The organism is Pluralibacter sp., from assembly GCF_019237635.1.
GTDB lineage: Bacteria > Pseudomonadota > Gammaproteobacteria > Enterobacterales > Enterobacteriaceae > Enterobacter_B.
The window spans coordinates 1-13740 of the sequence record NZ_JAFAGS010000108.1 but is presented as its reverse complement, the minus strand read 5'-3'; the positions used below and the strand labels follow the sequence as shown (position 1 = coordinate 13740).

The window sequence follows — 13740 nt, the reverse complement described above, 5'->3', positions numbered from 1 at the left end:
GATTCCCCTCCCGGACCGTACAGACGGGAGGGGAAGGCATCAATGCCAGCAGAAATGATGGATGACCTGGGTAATCAGCTCGCGGGTTGGTTTGATAAACCGCGTTTCCAGATATTCATCCGGCTGGTGCGCCTGGTTGATAGAACCTGGGCCCAGCACCAGCGTCGGGCACAGGGTCTGGATATAAGGGGCTTCGGTGCAGTAGTTCACCACGTCGGTATGGGTATTGAGCAGCTTTTCCACCACCTGCACCAGCCGGTGATCCGGCGGGCATTCATAACCCGGTATCGGCGGATGCAGCTCCGATACCGTCAGACGGCCCGGCCACTTCTCGCTGACCGGCGCCAGCGCGTCGTTGAGCAGTCCGTTGAGATCGTCCAGCGTCATGCCCGGCAGCGGGCGAATATCCATATGCAGTTCGCAGCAGGCGCAGATGCGGTTGGACGCGTCGCCGCCGTGAATGCTGCCGAGGTTGAGCGTCGGCCAGGGCACCGCGAAGGCGTCATAGCGATAACGCGCTTTGAGCGTGTCGCGCAGGTGCATGATGCGGCCAATCGCGTCGTGCATTAGCTCGATGGCGTTCACGCCGCGCGCCGGGTCGCTGGAGTGGCCTGATTGCCCCAGCACGCGAATCGCGCTGGAGATATGGCCTTTGTGCGCACGCACCGGTTGCAGCGAGGTTGGCTCGCCAATGATGGCGCAGTCCGGGCGCAGAGTGGTGGATTCGGCGAAATAGCGCGCGCCTGCCATACTGGTCTCTTCATCGGCGGTCGCCAGAATGTAGAGCGGTTTCTTAAGCGTAGTCACATCGACGTCACGCAGCGCGTCGAGAATAAAGGCGAAAAAGCCTTTCATATCCGCGGTGCCGAGGCCGTAAAGCTTGTTGTCGTGTTCGGTCAGCGTAAACGGGTCGCGCGTCCAGCGTCCGTCGTCAAAGGGGACGGTGTCGGTGTGTCCGGTCAGCAGCAGGCCGCCGTTGCCCTGGCCGGTGCTGGCCAGCAGATTAAATTTATGGCGCGTGCCGGGGACGCTTTGAATCTCAATGTTGAACCCCAGCGTCGCAAACCACTCTGCCAGCAAATTGATTAAAGCTTCATTACTCTGATCAAGGGATTCTTCCGTGGCGCTGATGGACGGTGTGGCGATCAATGCGCGATAAATCTCGATAAACGGCGGTAAATTGTTTTTCATTGTTGACACACCTCAGGTCATGATAGTATCAATATTCATGCATTATTTGTGAATAAAAATACATTATCGTTGAGCATAAAGGAACCCGATGTTGAATACGCTGATTGTAGGCGCCAGCGGTTATGCAGGCGCGGAGCTGGTGAGCTACATAAATCGTCATCCGCATATGAACATAACCGCTTTGACAGTCTCAGCGCAAAGCAATGATGCCGGAAAGTTAATTTCAGAGCTTCACCCTCAACTGAAGGGCATTGTCGATCTTCCCCTGCAGCCGATGTCCGACATTCGGGCGTTTAGCGGCGGTGTCGACGTGGTGTTCCTGGCGACCGCGCATGAGGTCAGCCACGATCTGGCGCCGCAGTTCCTTGAGGCGGGCTGCGTGGTGTTCGATCTCTCCGGCGCGTTTCGCGTCAACGATGCGGCGTTTTACCCACGTTACTATGGCTTCACTCATCAGCACCCGCACCTGCTGGAGCAGGCGGTCTACGGGCTGGCGGAGTGGAGTGGTGAGCAGCTCAAAGAGGCGAACCTCATCGCCGTTCCGGGCTGTTACCCGACGGCGGCGCAACTGTCGCTAAAACCGATTATCGACGCCGGGCTGCTGGATCTCGCCCAGTGGCCGGTCATCAACGCGACCAGCGGCGTGAGCGGCGCCGGGCGTAAAGCTGCGCTCTCCAACAGCTTTTGCGAAGTAAGCCTGCAACCGTATGGCGTGTTCAACCATCGTCATCATCCGGAAATTACCACCCACCTGGGCGCAGAGGTGATTTTTACGCCGCATCTGGGTAATTTTAAGCGGGGGATTCTGGAAACCATTACCTGCCGTCTGAAACCGGGCATCGCCCGCGAGCAGGTGGCGGACGTCTTCCATCAGGCCTATGCCGACAAACCGCTGGTGCGCCTGTATGACCACGGCGTTCCGGCGCTGAAAAATGTGGTCGGCCTGCCGTTTTGCGATATCGGTTTCGCCGTACAGGGCGAGCACCTGATCGTGGTGGCGGCCGAAGATAACTTGCTGAAAGGCGCGGCGGCACAGGCGGTGCAGTGTGCCAACATGCGTTTCGGTTTCGCTGAAACGCAGTCTCTTCTTTAATGGATAACAGCGTGATGAATAATCCTTTAATTATCAAACTTGGCGGCGTGCTGCTGGACAGCGAAGAAGCGCTGGAGCGCCTGTTTACCGCGCTGGTGAACTATCGCGCCGAGCATCAGCGTCCGCTGGTGATCGTCCACGGCGGCGGCTGCGTGGTGGATGAGCTGATGAAGCAGCTCAACCTGCCAGTGAAAAAGAAAAATGGCCTGCGGGTGACGCCTGCCGACCAGATAGACATGATTACCGGCGCGCTGGCGGGCACGGCGAACAAAACCTTGCTGGCCTGGGCGACAAAGCACAAGATTGCGTCTGTCGGCCTGTATCTTGGCGATGGCGGCAGCGTGAAGGTAAGTCAGCTTGATGAAGAACTGGGCCACGTCGGTCTGGCGCAACCGGGCTCACCGAGGCTTATTAACCTGCTGCTGGAAGGCGGGTTTCTGCCGGTCGTCAGCTCCATCGGCGTGACCGATGAGGGCCAGTTGATGAACGTGAACGCGGACCAGGCGGCCACAGCGCTGGCGGCGACGCTGGGCGCGGATCTGATCCTGCTCTCCGATGTGAGCGGCATTCTGGACGGCAAAGGCCAGCGCATTGCGGAAATGACTGCGGCGAAAGCCGAGCAGCTGATCGATCAGGGCATTATCACCGACGGGATGATCGTCAAAGTCAATGCGGCGCTGGATGCCGCCCGCGCGCTGGGCCGTCCGGTGGATATCGCCTCATGGCGCCACGCGGAGCAGCTTCCGGCGCTGTTTAACGGCACGCCGATCGGCACGCGTATTCTGGCGTAATAGAGTAACAGAACCTGTAGGCCGGGTAAGCGCAGCGCCACCCGGCAAAAATATCATATTAAGGAAATTCGTTATGGCACTTTGGGGTGGGCGTTTTACTCAGGCAGCGGATCAACGGTTCAAACAGTTCAACGACTCTTTGCGCTTTGACTATCGCCTGGCGGAGCAGGATATCGTTGGCTCTGTGGCCTGGTCCAAAGCGCTGGTGACGGTCGGCGTGCTGACGACTGACGAACAGCGCCAGTTGGAAGAGGCGCTGGGCAACCTGCTGGAAGAAGTACGGGCGAACCCACAGCAGATCCTCGACAGCGATGCCGAAGATATTCACAGCTGGGTGGAAGGCAAACTTATCGATAAAGTCGGCCAACTGGGTAAAAAGCTGCATACCGGGCGTAGCCGTAACGACCAGGTGGCGACCGACCTCAAGCTGTGGTGCAAAGACACCGTGGTGGAGCTGCTGGCGGCAAACCGTCAGCTGCAGGGCGCGCTGGTGGACACCGCGCAGCACAATCAGGACGCGGTGATGCCGGGCTATACGCACCTGCAGCGCGCGCAGCCGGTGACGTTCGCTCACTGGTGTCTGGCTTATGTTGAAATGCTGGCGCGTGATGAAAGCCGCCTGCAGGATACTCTGAAGCGTCTCGACGTCAGCCCGCTGGGTAGCGGCGCGTTGGCGGGTACCGCCTATGAGATTGACCGTGAGCAGTTGGCGGGGTGGTTAGGTTTTGCCGCCGCGACCCGCAACAGCCTGGACAGCGTTTCTGACCGTGACCATGTGCTTGAGCTGCTGTCTGATGCCGCTATCGGCATGGTGCATCTGTCCCGTTTTGCTGAAGACCTTATCTTCTTTAACTCCGGGGAAGCCGGTTTTGTGGAACTTTCCGACCGCGTGACCTCCGGTTCATCGCTGATGCCGCAGAAGAAAAACCCGGACGCGCTGGAGCTGATTCGCGGCAAATGCGGCCGCGTGCAGGGGGCATTGACCGGTATGATGATGACCCTGAAAGGTCTGCCGCTGGCCTATAACAAGGACATGCAGGAAGACAAAGAAGGGTTGTTCGATGCGCTGGATACCTGGCTTGACTGCCTGCACATGGCGGCGCTGGTGCTGGACGGTATTCAGGTGAAACGCCCGCGCTGTCAGGAAGCGGCGCAGCAGGGTTACGCCAATGCGACCGAGCTTGCGGATTACCTGGTAGCGAAAGGTGTACCGTTCCGTGAAGCCCACCATATTGTCGGTGAAGCGGTGGTGGAAGCGATTCGTCAGGGGAAACCGCTGGAAGGGCTGTCACTCGGCGATCTGCAGAAATTCAGCGCGGTGATTGGCGACGATGTGTATCCGGTACTGTCGCTGCAGTCGTGCCTCGACAAGCGCGCGGCGAAAGGCGGCGTGTCGCCGAAGCAGGTCGCGCAGGCGATTGCGGAAGCGAAAAACCGCCTGGTGTGAGAGCGGCAACATTACGTCAGCGGAGCCCAACCTTGCGTTGGGCTTTTTTATGCAAAAAAAGCGGACCACAGGGGATCCGCAAAAGTTCACGTTGGCTTTAGTTGTTTCGGGTATGAGAGAAGCTCTCAGAACGCGGCTGGACTTCAGGGGTTAAATGAGGTTCCGCCTTGTTTCTGTGGACTATTATTGTACAGAATGCTTGATAGGGATAATCGTTCGTTGCTATTCTATCTATCGCCACGAACTATCGTGGCGATGGAGGATGAATAATGAATATTCGTGATCTTGAATACCTGGTGGCACTCGCCGAACACCGTCATTTTCGCCGTGCGGCGGATTCCTGCCACGTCAGCCAACCGACGCTGAGCGGTCAGATCCGCAAACTGGAAGATGAACTTGGCGTGATGCTGCTGGAGCGCACCAGCCGTAAGGTGCTGTTCACCCAGGCAGGGCTCTTGCTGGTGGATCAGGCGCGGACCGTGCTGCGCGAGGTCAAAGTGCTCAAGGAGATGGCAAGCCAGCAGGGAGAGACCATGTCGGGTCCGCTGCATATCGGCTTGATCCCAACCGTCGGCCCCTACCTCTTGCCGCACATCATTCCGCTGCTGCACCAGTCTTTCCCGAAACTGGAAATGTACCTGCACGAGGCGCAAACGCATCAACTGCTGGCACAGCTGGACAGCGGTAAGCTCGACTGCGCCATTCTGGCGCTGGTGAAGGAAAGTGAAGCCTTTATTGAAGTGCCGCTGTTTGACGAGCCGATGATGCTGGCCATCTACGAAGACCATCCGTGGGCGAACCGCGACCGTGTGCCGATGTCCGATCTGGCGGGTGAAAAACTGCTGATGCTGGAAGACGGCCACTGTCTGCGCGATCAGGCGATGGGCTTCTGCTTCGAAGCGGGAGCGGATGAGGATACCCATTTCCGCGCGACCAGCCTTGAAACGCTGCGCAATATGGTGGCGGCAGGAAGCGGTATTACGCTGCTGCCGGCGCTGGCGGTACCGCAGGAGCGTAAGCGCGATGGCGTTATCTATCTGCCGTGCATCAAACCGGAGCCACGACGCACCGTTGGGCTGGTGTATCGCCCGGGTTCGCCGTTGCGCAGTCGCTATGAGCAGTTAGCGGAGGCCATCCGCGTTAAGATGGATGGCCATTTTGACAGCCCGTTAAAACAGGCGGTTTAAGCCGTTTAACGCGGCCACACGGTAGGCTTCCGCCATCGTGGGGTAGTTGAAGGTGGTGTTAACGAAGTACTCAATGGTGTTGCCACCACCTTTTTGCTCCATGATTGCCTGGCCGATGTGAATGATTTCGGCGGCGCGCTCGCCAAAACAGTGGATGCCGAGGATCTCTTTTGTTTCCCGATGGAACAAGATTTTCAGCGTGCCCACGTTCATCCCGACGATTTGCGCCCGCGCCAGGTGTTTAAATTGCGCGCGACCCACCTCGTACGGCACCTTCATGGCCGTCAGCTGCTGCTCGGTTTTCCCGACAGAACTGATTTCCGGAATGGTGTAAATCCCGGTCGGAATATCTTCAATCAGGTGCGCCGTCGCTTCGCCCTTGATCATCGCCTGCGCGGCGATTCGGCCCTGATCGTAGGCCGCGGAGGCCAGGCTTGGATAACCGATGACGTCGCCCACGGCATAAATATGCGGGATGGCCGTCTGGTACATGCTGTTCACTTTCAGTTGGCCGCGGCTGTCGGTTTGCAGACCGATGTTTTCCAGCGACAGGCTGTCGGTGTTGCCGGTACGACCGTTGGCATACAGCAGGCAGTCGGCTTTCAGCTTTTTGCCGGACTTCAGGTGCATGATCACGCCGTCGTCCATGCCCTCAATTTTCTCGTACTCTTCGTTGTGGCGAATGACCACGCCGCTGTTCCAGAAGTGATAGGAGAGCGAGTCCGACATTTCCTGATCGAGAAACGCCAGCAGGCGATCGCGGGTGTTGATCAGATCCACCTTGACCTCCATCCCGCGGAAGATCGACGCATACTCACAGCCGATCACCCCGGCGCCGTAGATGATCACATGGCGCGGTTCGTGGTGCAGGCTGAGGATGGAGTCGCTGTCGTAAATGCGCGGATGGGCAAAGTCGACATCGACCGGGTGGTAGGGGCGCGAGCCGCAGGCGATGACGAACTTGTCGGCGGTCAGCGTTTCGACCGAGCCGTCGTGGCACTCAAGCGCGATGGTGTGTTCATCCACGAAACGCGCGTCGCCCTGCAGAATGTCGCAGTGGTTGCGCTCGTAGAAACCCTGACGCATACGCGTTTGCTGGTTAATGACGCTGTCGGCGTGGTTCAGGATATCGGCGAAAGAGGAACGAAGAAGACGGGAATGGTCGCTGTAGAGTGGATTTTGGTTGAATTCAATAATACGGCTAACGGCATGACGGAGGGCTTTCGACGGGATAGTGCCCCAGTGGGTGCAACCGCCGCCGACGTTATGGTAGCGCTCAATAACGGCTATCCGGGCTCCCTGTTTCACCAGCCCCATCGCAGCGCCTTCGCCGCCCGGGCCAGAACCTATCACAATTGCATCATAATCCCAGGAATGTGCCATGGTATTACTCACCTGTTCTTATACATAAAATAAACACGATGGTAACATTCGGGCGTCTTTAACCCAATAATCATTGTGCGTTTTTGCTGCGGCACAGCACAAACCGCCCGTAAACAATCATTCACAATCCGGCGTAAACCCATTACTTTTAATCTCTGGTATAGTGCCAGACAAGGCATATGGAAGGATTCAGACATCGTGATGGGCGTAAGAGCGCAACAAAAAGAAAAGACCCGGCGTTCGCTGGTGGAAGCAGCATTCAGTCAGCTGAGCGCGGAACGCAGCTTTGCAAGCCTGAGTCTGCGAGAGGTAGCGCGCGAGGCAGGCATTGCGCCGACCTCCTTTTATCGCCATTTCCGCGATGTGGATGAACTGGGGCTGACCATGGTGGATGAGAGCGGTCTGATGCTCCGTCAACTGATGCGTCAGGCGCGCCAGCGCATCGCCAAGGGCGGCAGCGTGATTCGCACCTCGGTGTCTACCTTTATGGAATTCATCGGCAACAATCCGAACGCCTTCCGTCTGTTGTTGCGGGAACGTTCCGGAACGTCGGCGGCTTTTCGCGCCGCTGTCGCACGCGAAATTCAGCATTTTATTGCGGAACTTGCCGACTATCTTGAAATCGAAAACCATATGCCGCGCGCTTTCACAGAGGCGCAAGCTGAAGCCATGGTGACCATTGTCTTCAGCGCAGGCGCAGAGGCGCTGGATGTCGGCCCTGAACAGCGCCGACAGCTGGAAGAACGGCTGGTGCTGCAGCTGCGGATGATCTCCAAAGGTGCCTATTACTGGTACCGCCGTGAACAAGAGAAAATGACACATCACTCCGAGTAAGGTGAAGGACGAGCAATGAAACAGTCAGGTCAAGATAGAGGTACGCTGTTGCTGGCGCTTATCGCTGGTTTAACCATTAATGGCACGTTTGCGGCATTGTTCAGCTCGATTGTGCCTTTCTCCGTTTTCCCCATTATCGCGCTGGTGCTGACGATTTACTGTCTGCATCAACGCTACCAGAACCGCACGATGCCGGTAGGTTTACCGGGCCTTGCGGCGGCATGCTTTATTCTCGGCATTCTGCTTTATAGCACCGTGGTACGTGCGGAATACCCGGATATTGGCTCCAATTTCTTCCCGGCGGTGCTGTCTGTGGCGATGGTGTTCTGGATTGCTTACCGTATGCGTAACCGCAAAAACGAGATGCCGGAGTAACGCCGGATAAGAAACTAAACAGGCTGCCCGGCAGCCTGTTTTGCTATCTGCGCTGCCAGAAATGCCGCTTTTGTTCCAGCGCCTGCCAGACAGGCCCCACGCCTGCCCACCCTGATTCGGCCTGCGTCAGGCTTGCGCCAATCATCCAGCCCATCGCTCGCTGCGTCGGAATATCTGTCACGCGGGAAAGCGCGGATTCCGTAAACAGGGTTTTCAGGGTCGCGGCATCGTTAAGATTGCCAAAGACGGTCTGCAGCTTTTTCAGGGTGTCGAGAAAGGGCGCGGTGTGCCGGACGGGATACAGAGAGGCGAAGACTTCGGCGGGGTAGCGCAGCTTTTTCAGCTCTTTGCGCAGTTCGTGACGTTCTTCCCGGGTCAGCGACGCGAGCCTGTCGGCGTGGAGGATGACCTTTTGCCAGCGTTTGTCCAGGGCGCACCCGGCAAGCTCCCTGACCGGCATCGCCAGCCGTCGGCTTTGTTCGATGTCGAATGGGTCAAGCCAGCCGCGCTGTTCAATAAAGCGGCCGACGTCAGCGAGAAAGGCCGGGACGCGCGGGTCGATAAGCAGTTGGTGCAGATATTCGCGCCGTTCGTGCGCCAGCGTTTGCAGACGTTCGGCAAGCGCCTGAAAACAGGGTTCTTCGGGATGCCGCTGAATTTCACGCGCAACCAGCTCGCCCACGATGACGTCAAGATCCCTGAGATTTCCGACTTCCTGGCCGAGCCAGCGCGCTTCGTCGCTCAGGCGCTGCATTTCCTGGCACCGCAGCACGGGGCGAAACACGGAAAAGACGCTGCGCAGGCGACGCAGGCCGATGCGCAGCTGGTGCGGCCCTTCGGGATCGTCTGTCTGGCGAACGACGGAAATATTCGCGCTTATCTGGGCAAGACATTCACGCAGTATGTCGCGTGCCGCTCGCTCTGCGGTCTGGTCTGCGCGGAGTTTGACGTCTTTTGCATTGCGGGGCGCCAGCGCAAGCACAGCCTGCTCTGCCGTCGTGTTGTCGATGGGGATGGGTAACTCGGTGGCATGGAGGTGATGCTTTCGCTTCATAGTGCCTTATCCGTAACAAGTCACCTCCAATTATCGTTCATGGCGCCGGATTCGGCGTCCGCGCGCCTGTTTTTTTACGCTTTGCGCGTTAGCAGCACGCCGCACTCCATGTGGTGTGTGTACGGGAACTGATCGAACAACGCGAGGCGTTCAACCTTGTGCGTCTGGCTCAGGGTGTCGAGGTTTTTGCACAACGTTTCCGGGTTGCAGGAGATGTACAGAATACGCGGGTAGGCCTGCACCATTTTTTCCGTTTCGCTGTCCAGCCCGCTGCGCGGCGGATCGACGAAAATCGTCTCGCACTGGTAGCTCTGCAAATCAATACCCTGCAGGCGGTTGAACTGCCGCACGCCGTTCATCGCCTGGGTGAACTCTTCTGCCGACATGCGAATAATTTGCACGTTATCGATATGGTTCGCCGCGATGTTGTATTGCGCGGAGGCCACCGACGGCTTGGCGATTTCCGTCGCCAGTACGCGGGTAAAGTTACGCGCCAGCGCCAGGGAAAAGTTGCCGTTGCCGCAGTACAGCTCCAGCAGGTCGCCCGTGGAGCCCGTCGTGACGTCCTGCGCCCACTCCAGCATCTGAATATTCATGGCGGCGTTTGGCTGGGTGAAGCTGTTTTCCACCTGGCGATAGATCATTTCGCGCCCGCCGACCGGCAGACGCTCATCGATGTAATCCCTGTCGAGGGCGATTTTGGTCTTCGTCGCGCGGCCAATCAGCTGGACGTTGAGATTTGCGGCTCGCAGCGCATCACGCAGGCGCGTGGCGGCGGCCTGCCACTCTTCGCCCAGCGCTTTGTGATAGAGCAGGGAGACAATCGCCTGATTGCTCATTGTGGTGAGGTAATCGACCTGAAACAGCTTATGGCGCAGCACCTGATCGTCTTTGACCCCGGCAATCACGGCCTTCATCAGCGCGTTAATCAGCTGACTGGCGGCCGGGAAGCTGTCGACGCGGATGCGCTGTTTGGTCTCTTGATCGAAGATGATGTGATAAAGGTCGTCATCCTCGTGCCAGAGACGAAATTCTGCGCGCATGCGGTAGTGGCTGACCGGTGAGCGGAACACCTCAGGAACGGGCGCGGCAAAAGGCGTCATCATGCTTTGCAGACGGACGACTTTTTCCGCCAGCTGCGCTTCGTACTGTTCTGTCGGGAGGTGTTCGGGGGTCATGATGCTTCCTGAGTGATAAATAATTACGCGGGGATTGTAGGGATTGTTCAGGGGATGTCCAGCCTTTATCAGCAATAGCTGTCTGGACATCTATACATGTCTAATTGTAGCATTCTGTTTCCGGTCTCCTTTGAGTGAAAAGGGAATCCAGTGCGAATCTGGAGCTGACGCGCAGCGGTAAAGACTGGCGGGATGAGAAGTTGCAGACACTGCTTTGGAAGAGTGGGAAGTCTTCATCCATAACACGCCACCCAGCCCGAAGACCTGCCGGATTACGTCGCAGTGGATTTTCATCATCGCGTGCTACTGATGAAACCGGCGGCATCCTTCTTATATTGTGGATGCTTTTACAATGATTAAAAAAGCTTCGCTGCTGACGGCGCTCTCCGTCACGGCATTTTCTGGCTGGGCGCAGGACAGCGACTCAGACACCATGGTAGTAACGGCAAACCGCGTTGAACAACCCATCAATACCGTTCTGGCGCCTGTGAGCGTGGTGACGCGTCAGGATATCGATCGCTGGCAATCGACCTCTGTTGTTGACGTGATGCGTCGTTTGCCGGGTGTCGATGTGGCACAGTACGGCGGACTGGGGCAGCAGTCATCCCTGTTTATTCGTGGCACCAACTCCAGCCATGTGCTGATTCTGGTCAACGGCATTCGCCTGAACCAGGCGGGCGTGAGCGGCTCTTCCGATTTAAGCCAGTTCCCGATATCTCTGGTGCAGCGCATCGAATACATCCGTGGACCGCGCTCAGCGGTGTATGGCTCTGATGCGATTGGCGGTGTCGTCAACATTATTACGACGCACGATAAAGACGGTACGACGTTAAACGCAGGCGTGGGAACAAACGGTTATCAGAGCTATGGCGGCAGCACGCAGCAGACGCTGGGCGGCAACACGCGCGTGACCCTGGCCGGGGATTACACCTATACCAAAGGGTTTGACGTGGTGGCGGAAGGCAATACCGGCGGAGTCGCTCAGCCGGACCGCGACGGCTTTATGAGCAAAACGCTGTATGGCTCTGTTGAGCATGACTTTTCCGAACAGTGGGGCGCGTTTGTCCGCGGTTACGGCTACGACAACCGTACGGCGTATGATGGCAGCGTCTTTACTCCGGGCGTTCTGGTGGACACTCGCCAACTGTACAGCCAGACCTGGGATGCGGGCCTGCGCTATAACAACGATATTTTCCATTCGCAGCTCACCTCCAGCTATAGCCATAGCAAAGATTACAACTATGACCCGAACCTGGGGCGCTATGACTCCACGGCGACGCTCGATGACGTCAAACAGTACAACCTGCAGTGGGCAAACTCGGTGGATGTCGGCCACGGCAACATCGGCGCGGGCGTTGACTGGCAGAAGCAGAGCACAGAGCCCGGTACGAGCTATGTGACTGACGCCTATGATATCCGTAATACCGGCCTGTATATGACGGCGTTGCAAAAGCTGGGCGATTTCACCCTGGAAGGCGCGGCCCGCAGCGATGACAACTCGCAGTTCGGCCAGCACGGCACATGGCAGAGCAGCGCCGCCTGGGAGTTTATCGACGGCTACCGTTTTGTGGCCTCCTATGGCACGGCTTTTAAAGCGCCGAATCTGGGGCAGCTGTACGGCTTCTACGGCAACGAAGATCTGAAGCCGGAAGAGAGCAAACAATGGGAAGGCGCGTTTGAGGGGCTGACGGCGGGCGTGACCTGGCGTGTATCAGGCTACCGTAACGACATCGATAACCTGATCGACTACAACACTGACCTGCAGAAGTATTACAACGTCGGTCAGGCGCGTATTAAAGGTATTGAAGCCACCGCGTCGTTCGATACCGGGCCGCTGACGCACAATATTGGCTATGATTATCTCGATGCGCGCGATGCAAAAACCAACGAACTTCTCGATCGTCGGGCAAAGCAACAGGTGAAATACCAACTGGACTGGCAGGTCTATGATTTCGACTGGAGCATGACCTACCACTACCTGGGCACGCGCTATGATACGGATTACAGCACCTATCCGAACCAAAAGGTAAAAATGGGCGGCGTCAGCCTGTGGGATGTGGCGGTGTCATATCCGATAACCTCTCACCTTACAGTTCGTGGTAAAATCGCCAACCTGTTCGATAAAGACTACGAGACAGTTTATGGCTATCACACTGCAGGACGAGAATACAACTTGTCGGGCAGCTATACCTTCTGATCCACGTCCCACCGTGCTGGTGTTTGACTCCGGCGTCGGTGGGTTGTCGGTTTATGATGAGATTCGGCATCTCTTGCCGGATCTGCATTACATCTACGCTTTCGATAACGTCGCATTCCCGTACGGCGAAAAAAGCGAGTCGTTCATCGTTGAGCGCGTCGTTGAGATAGTCACCGCCGTTCAGGCTCGCTACCCGTTGGCGCTGGCGGTGATCGCCTGCAATACCGCAAGTACCGTCTCACTCCCCGCGTTGCGAGAAAAGTTCGCTTTCCCGGTAGTGGGCGTCGTTCCGGCGATTAAACCGGCCGCTCGTCTGACGGCCAATGGTATTGTCGGATTGCTGGCGACTCGCGGTACGGTGAAACGTCCTTATACTCGCGAACTTATCGACCGCTTTGCCAATGAGTGTCGGATAGAAATGCTGGGGTCGGCGGAGCTGGTGGAACTGGCGGAAGCGAAGTTGCATGGCGAGCCGGTCCCGCTGGAGGAGCTGCGTCGTATTCTTCGCCCCTGGCTGCGGATGCCGGAGCCGCCGGATACCGTTGTACTGGGTTGCACCCACTTTCCTCTATTACAGGAAGAGTTGCTCGCGGTATTGCCTGAAGGCACGCGTCTGGTCGATTCCGGCGCGGCGATTGCGCGCCGCACGGCCTGGCTGCTGGAACATGAGGCGCCAGACGCTAAATCTGCCGATGCCAACATTGCTTACTGCATGGCGCTGACGGCGGAAACTGAACAACTTTTCCCCGTTTTACGTCGTTACGGGTTTGAAACGCTCGAAAAACTGGCTGTTTAGGGGCTTTTTGAGCAAAAAAGAGACGGTTGAAAAGTTTTTTGAAAACAGGGCTTGTCAACGTCTCAGAACTCCCTATAATGCGCCTCCACTGACACGGAACAACGGCCTGTAAGCCGCCGGGTCAGCGGGGTTCTCCGGTGAAAACCAGCGATGAACATCACAGAGAAAAGCAAAAATAAACGCTTGACTCTGAATGAGGAAAACGTATTATACG

The 13740-nt window shown here is 57.3% G+C and carries 12 protein-coding genes and 1 riboswitch; of the genes, 8 read left to right on the top strand and 4 right to left on the bottom strand.

Going from position 1 to position 13740, the window contains the following annotated elements; genetic code table 11:
- Positions 1-39 precede the first annotated feature (39 nt).
- The gene (gene argE, locus JO226_RS12550; RefSeq protein WP_293592556.1) at positions 40-1191 is read right to left on the bottom strand and encodes an acetylornithine deacetylase; all 1152 of its coding nucleotides are present in this window, start codon (positions 1189-1191) and stop codon (positions 40-42) included.
- An 88-nt stretch (positions 1192-1279) separates the two neighbouring features.
- On the opposite strand from argE, the gene argC reads away from it, so the two are divergent.
- From argC to oxyR, 4 genes are all read left to right on the top strand, one after another.
- Positions 1280-2284, top strand: coding sequence for an N-acetyl-gamma-glutamyl-phosphate reductase (gene argC, locus JO226_RS12545; protein WP_293592554.1), 1005 nt, complete (start codon positions 1280-1282; stop codon positions 2282-2284).
- Positions 2285-2298: 14 nt separating this feature from the next.
- Positions 2299-3075: an acetylglutamate kinase gene (gene argB / locus JO226_RS12540; protein WP_293592552.1), complete on the top strand. Its 777-nt coding sequence runs from the start codon at positions 2299-2301 to the stop codon at positions 3073-3075.
- Between the two features lie 73 nt (positions 3076-3148).
- Complete coding sequence (gene argH / locus JO226_RS12535) at positions 3149-4522, top strand: argininosuccinate lyase (protein WP_293592550.1); 1374 nt, start codon at positions 3149-3151, stop codon at positions 4520-4522.
- Between the two features lie 269 nt (positions 4523-4791).
- Positions 4792-5709, top strand: coding sequence for a DNA-binding transcriptional regulator OxyR (gene oxyR, locus JO226_RS12530; RefSeq protein WP_293592548.1), 918 nt, complete (start codon positions 4792-4794; stop codon positions 5707-5709).
- On the opposite strand, the gene sthA is transcribed toward oxyR, so the two are convergent.
- Positions 5692-7092: a Si-specific NAD(P)(+) transhydrogenase gene (sthA, locus tag JO226_RS12525; protein WP_293592546.1), complete on the bottom strand. Its 1401-nt coding sequence runs from the start codon at positions 7090-7092 to the stop codon at positions 5692-5694. The genes oxyR and sthA overlap by 18 nt on opposite strands.
- Before the next feature lie 198 nt (positions 7093-7290).
- Here sthA and fabR point away from each other — a divergent pair, with 198 nt between their 5' ends.
- Together fabR and JO226_RS12515 are read left to right on the top strand one after the other, a co-directional pair.
- Positions 7291-7926 (top strand): HTH-type transcriptional repressor FabR, encoded by a 636-nt coding sequence (fabR, locus tag JO226_RS12520; protein WP_293592545.1) that lies wholly within the window; start codon positions 7291-7293, stop codon positions 7924-7926.
- A gap of 15 nt (positions 7927-7941) precedes the next feature.
- On the top strand, positions 7942-8301 hold the full coding sequence (locus JO226_RS12515; protein ID WP_293592543.1) for a YijD family membrane protein: 360 nt from the start codon (positions 7942-7944) through the stop codon (positions 8299-8301).
- Positions 8302-8344: 43 nt separating this feature from the next.
- On the opposite strand, the gene JO226_RS12510 is transcribed toward JO226_RS12515, so the two are convergent.
- On the bottom strand, positions 8345-9355 hold the full coding sequence (locus JO226_RS12510) for a CHAD domain-containing protein (protein WP_293592541.1): 1011 nt from the start codon (positions 9353-9355) through the stop codon (positions 8345-8347).
- A gap of 74 nt (positions 9356-9429) precedes the next feature.
- Positions 9430-10533 (bottom strand): tRNA (uridine(54)-C5)-methyltransferase TrmA, encoded by a 1104-nt coding sequence (gene trmA / locus JO226_RS12505; protein WP_293592539.1) that lies wholly within the window; start codon positions 10531-10533, stop codon positions 9430-9432.
- Between the two features lie 104 nt (positions 10534-10637).
- Positions 10638-10820: riboswitch (cobalamin riboswitch) on the top strand.
- A 65-nt stretch (positions 10821-10885) separates the two neighbouring features.
- Here trmA and btuB point away from each other — a divergent pair.
- Together btuB and murI are read left to right on the top strand one after the other, a co-directional pair.
- Positions 10886-12730 carry a TonB-dependent vitamin B12 receptor BtuB gene (gene btuB / locus JO226_RS12500; protein WP_293592537.1) on the top strand — a complete coding sequence of 615 codons (1845 nt, stop codon included), beginning with the start codon at positions 10886-10888 and terminating at the stop codon, positions 12728-12730.
- On the top strand, positions 12675-13526 hold the full coding sequence (gene murI, locus JO226_RS12495) for a glutamate racemase (protein ID WP_293592535.1): 852 nt from the start codon (positions 12675-12677) through the stop codon (positions 13524-13526). Before btuB ends, murI begins: the two co-directional genes overlap by 56 nt.
- Positions 13527-13740 lie beyond the last annotated feature (214 nt).

Coding starts and splice junctions, on each gene's coding strand:
- argE (WP_293592556.1), bottom strand. CDS start 1,191: ATGAAAAACAATTTACCGCCGTTTATCGAGATTTATCGCGCATTGATC.
- argC (WP_293592554.1), top strand. CDS start 1,280: ATGTTGAATACGCTGATTGTAGGCGCCAGCGGTTATGCAGGCGCGGAG.
- argB (WP_293592552.1), top strand. CDS start 2,299: ATGAATAATCCTTTAATTATCAAACTTGGCGGCGTGCTGCTGGACAGC.
- argH (WP_293592550.1), top strand. CDS start 3,149: ATGGCACTTTGGGGTGGGCGTTTTACTCAGGCAGCGGATCAACGGTTC.
- oxyR (WP_293592548.1), top strand. CDS start 4,792: ATGAATATTCGTGATCTTGAATACCTGGTGGCACTCGCCGAACACCGT.
- sthA (WP_293592546.1), bottom strand. CDS start 7,092: ATGGCACATTCCTGGGATTATGATGCAATTGTGATAGGTTCTGGCCCG.
- JO226_RS12515 (WP_293592543.1), top strand. CDS start 7,942: ATGAAACAGTCAGGTCAAGATAGAGGTACGCTGTTGCTGGCGCTTATC.
- JO226_RS12510 (WP_293592541.1), bottom strand. CDS start 9,355: ATGAAGCGAAAGCATCACCTCCATGCCACCGAGTTACCCATCCCCATC.
- trmA (WP_293592539.1), bottom strand. CDS start 10,533: ATGACCCCCGAACACCTCCCGACAGAACAGTACGAAGCGCAGCTGGCG.
- btuB (WP_293592537.1), top strand. CDS start 10,886: ATGATTAAAAAAGCTTCGCTGCTGACGGCGCTCTCCGTCACGGCATTT.
- murI (WP_293592535.1), top strand. CDS start 12,675: ATGGCTATCACACTGCAGGACGAGAATACAACTTGTCGGGCAGCTATA.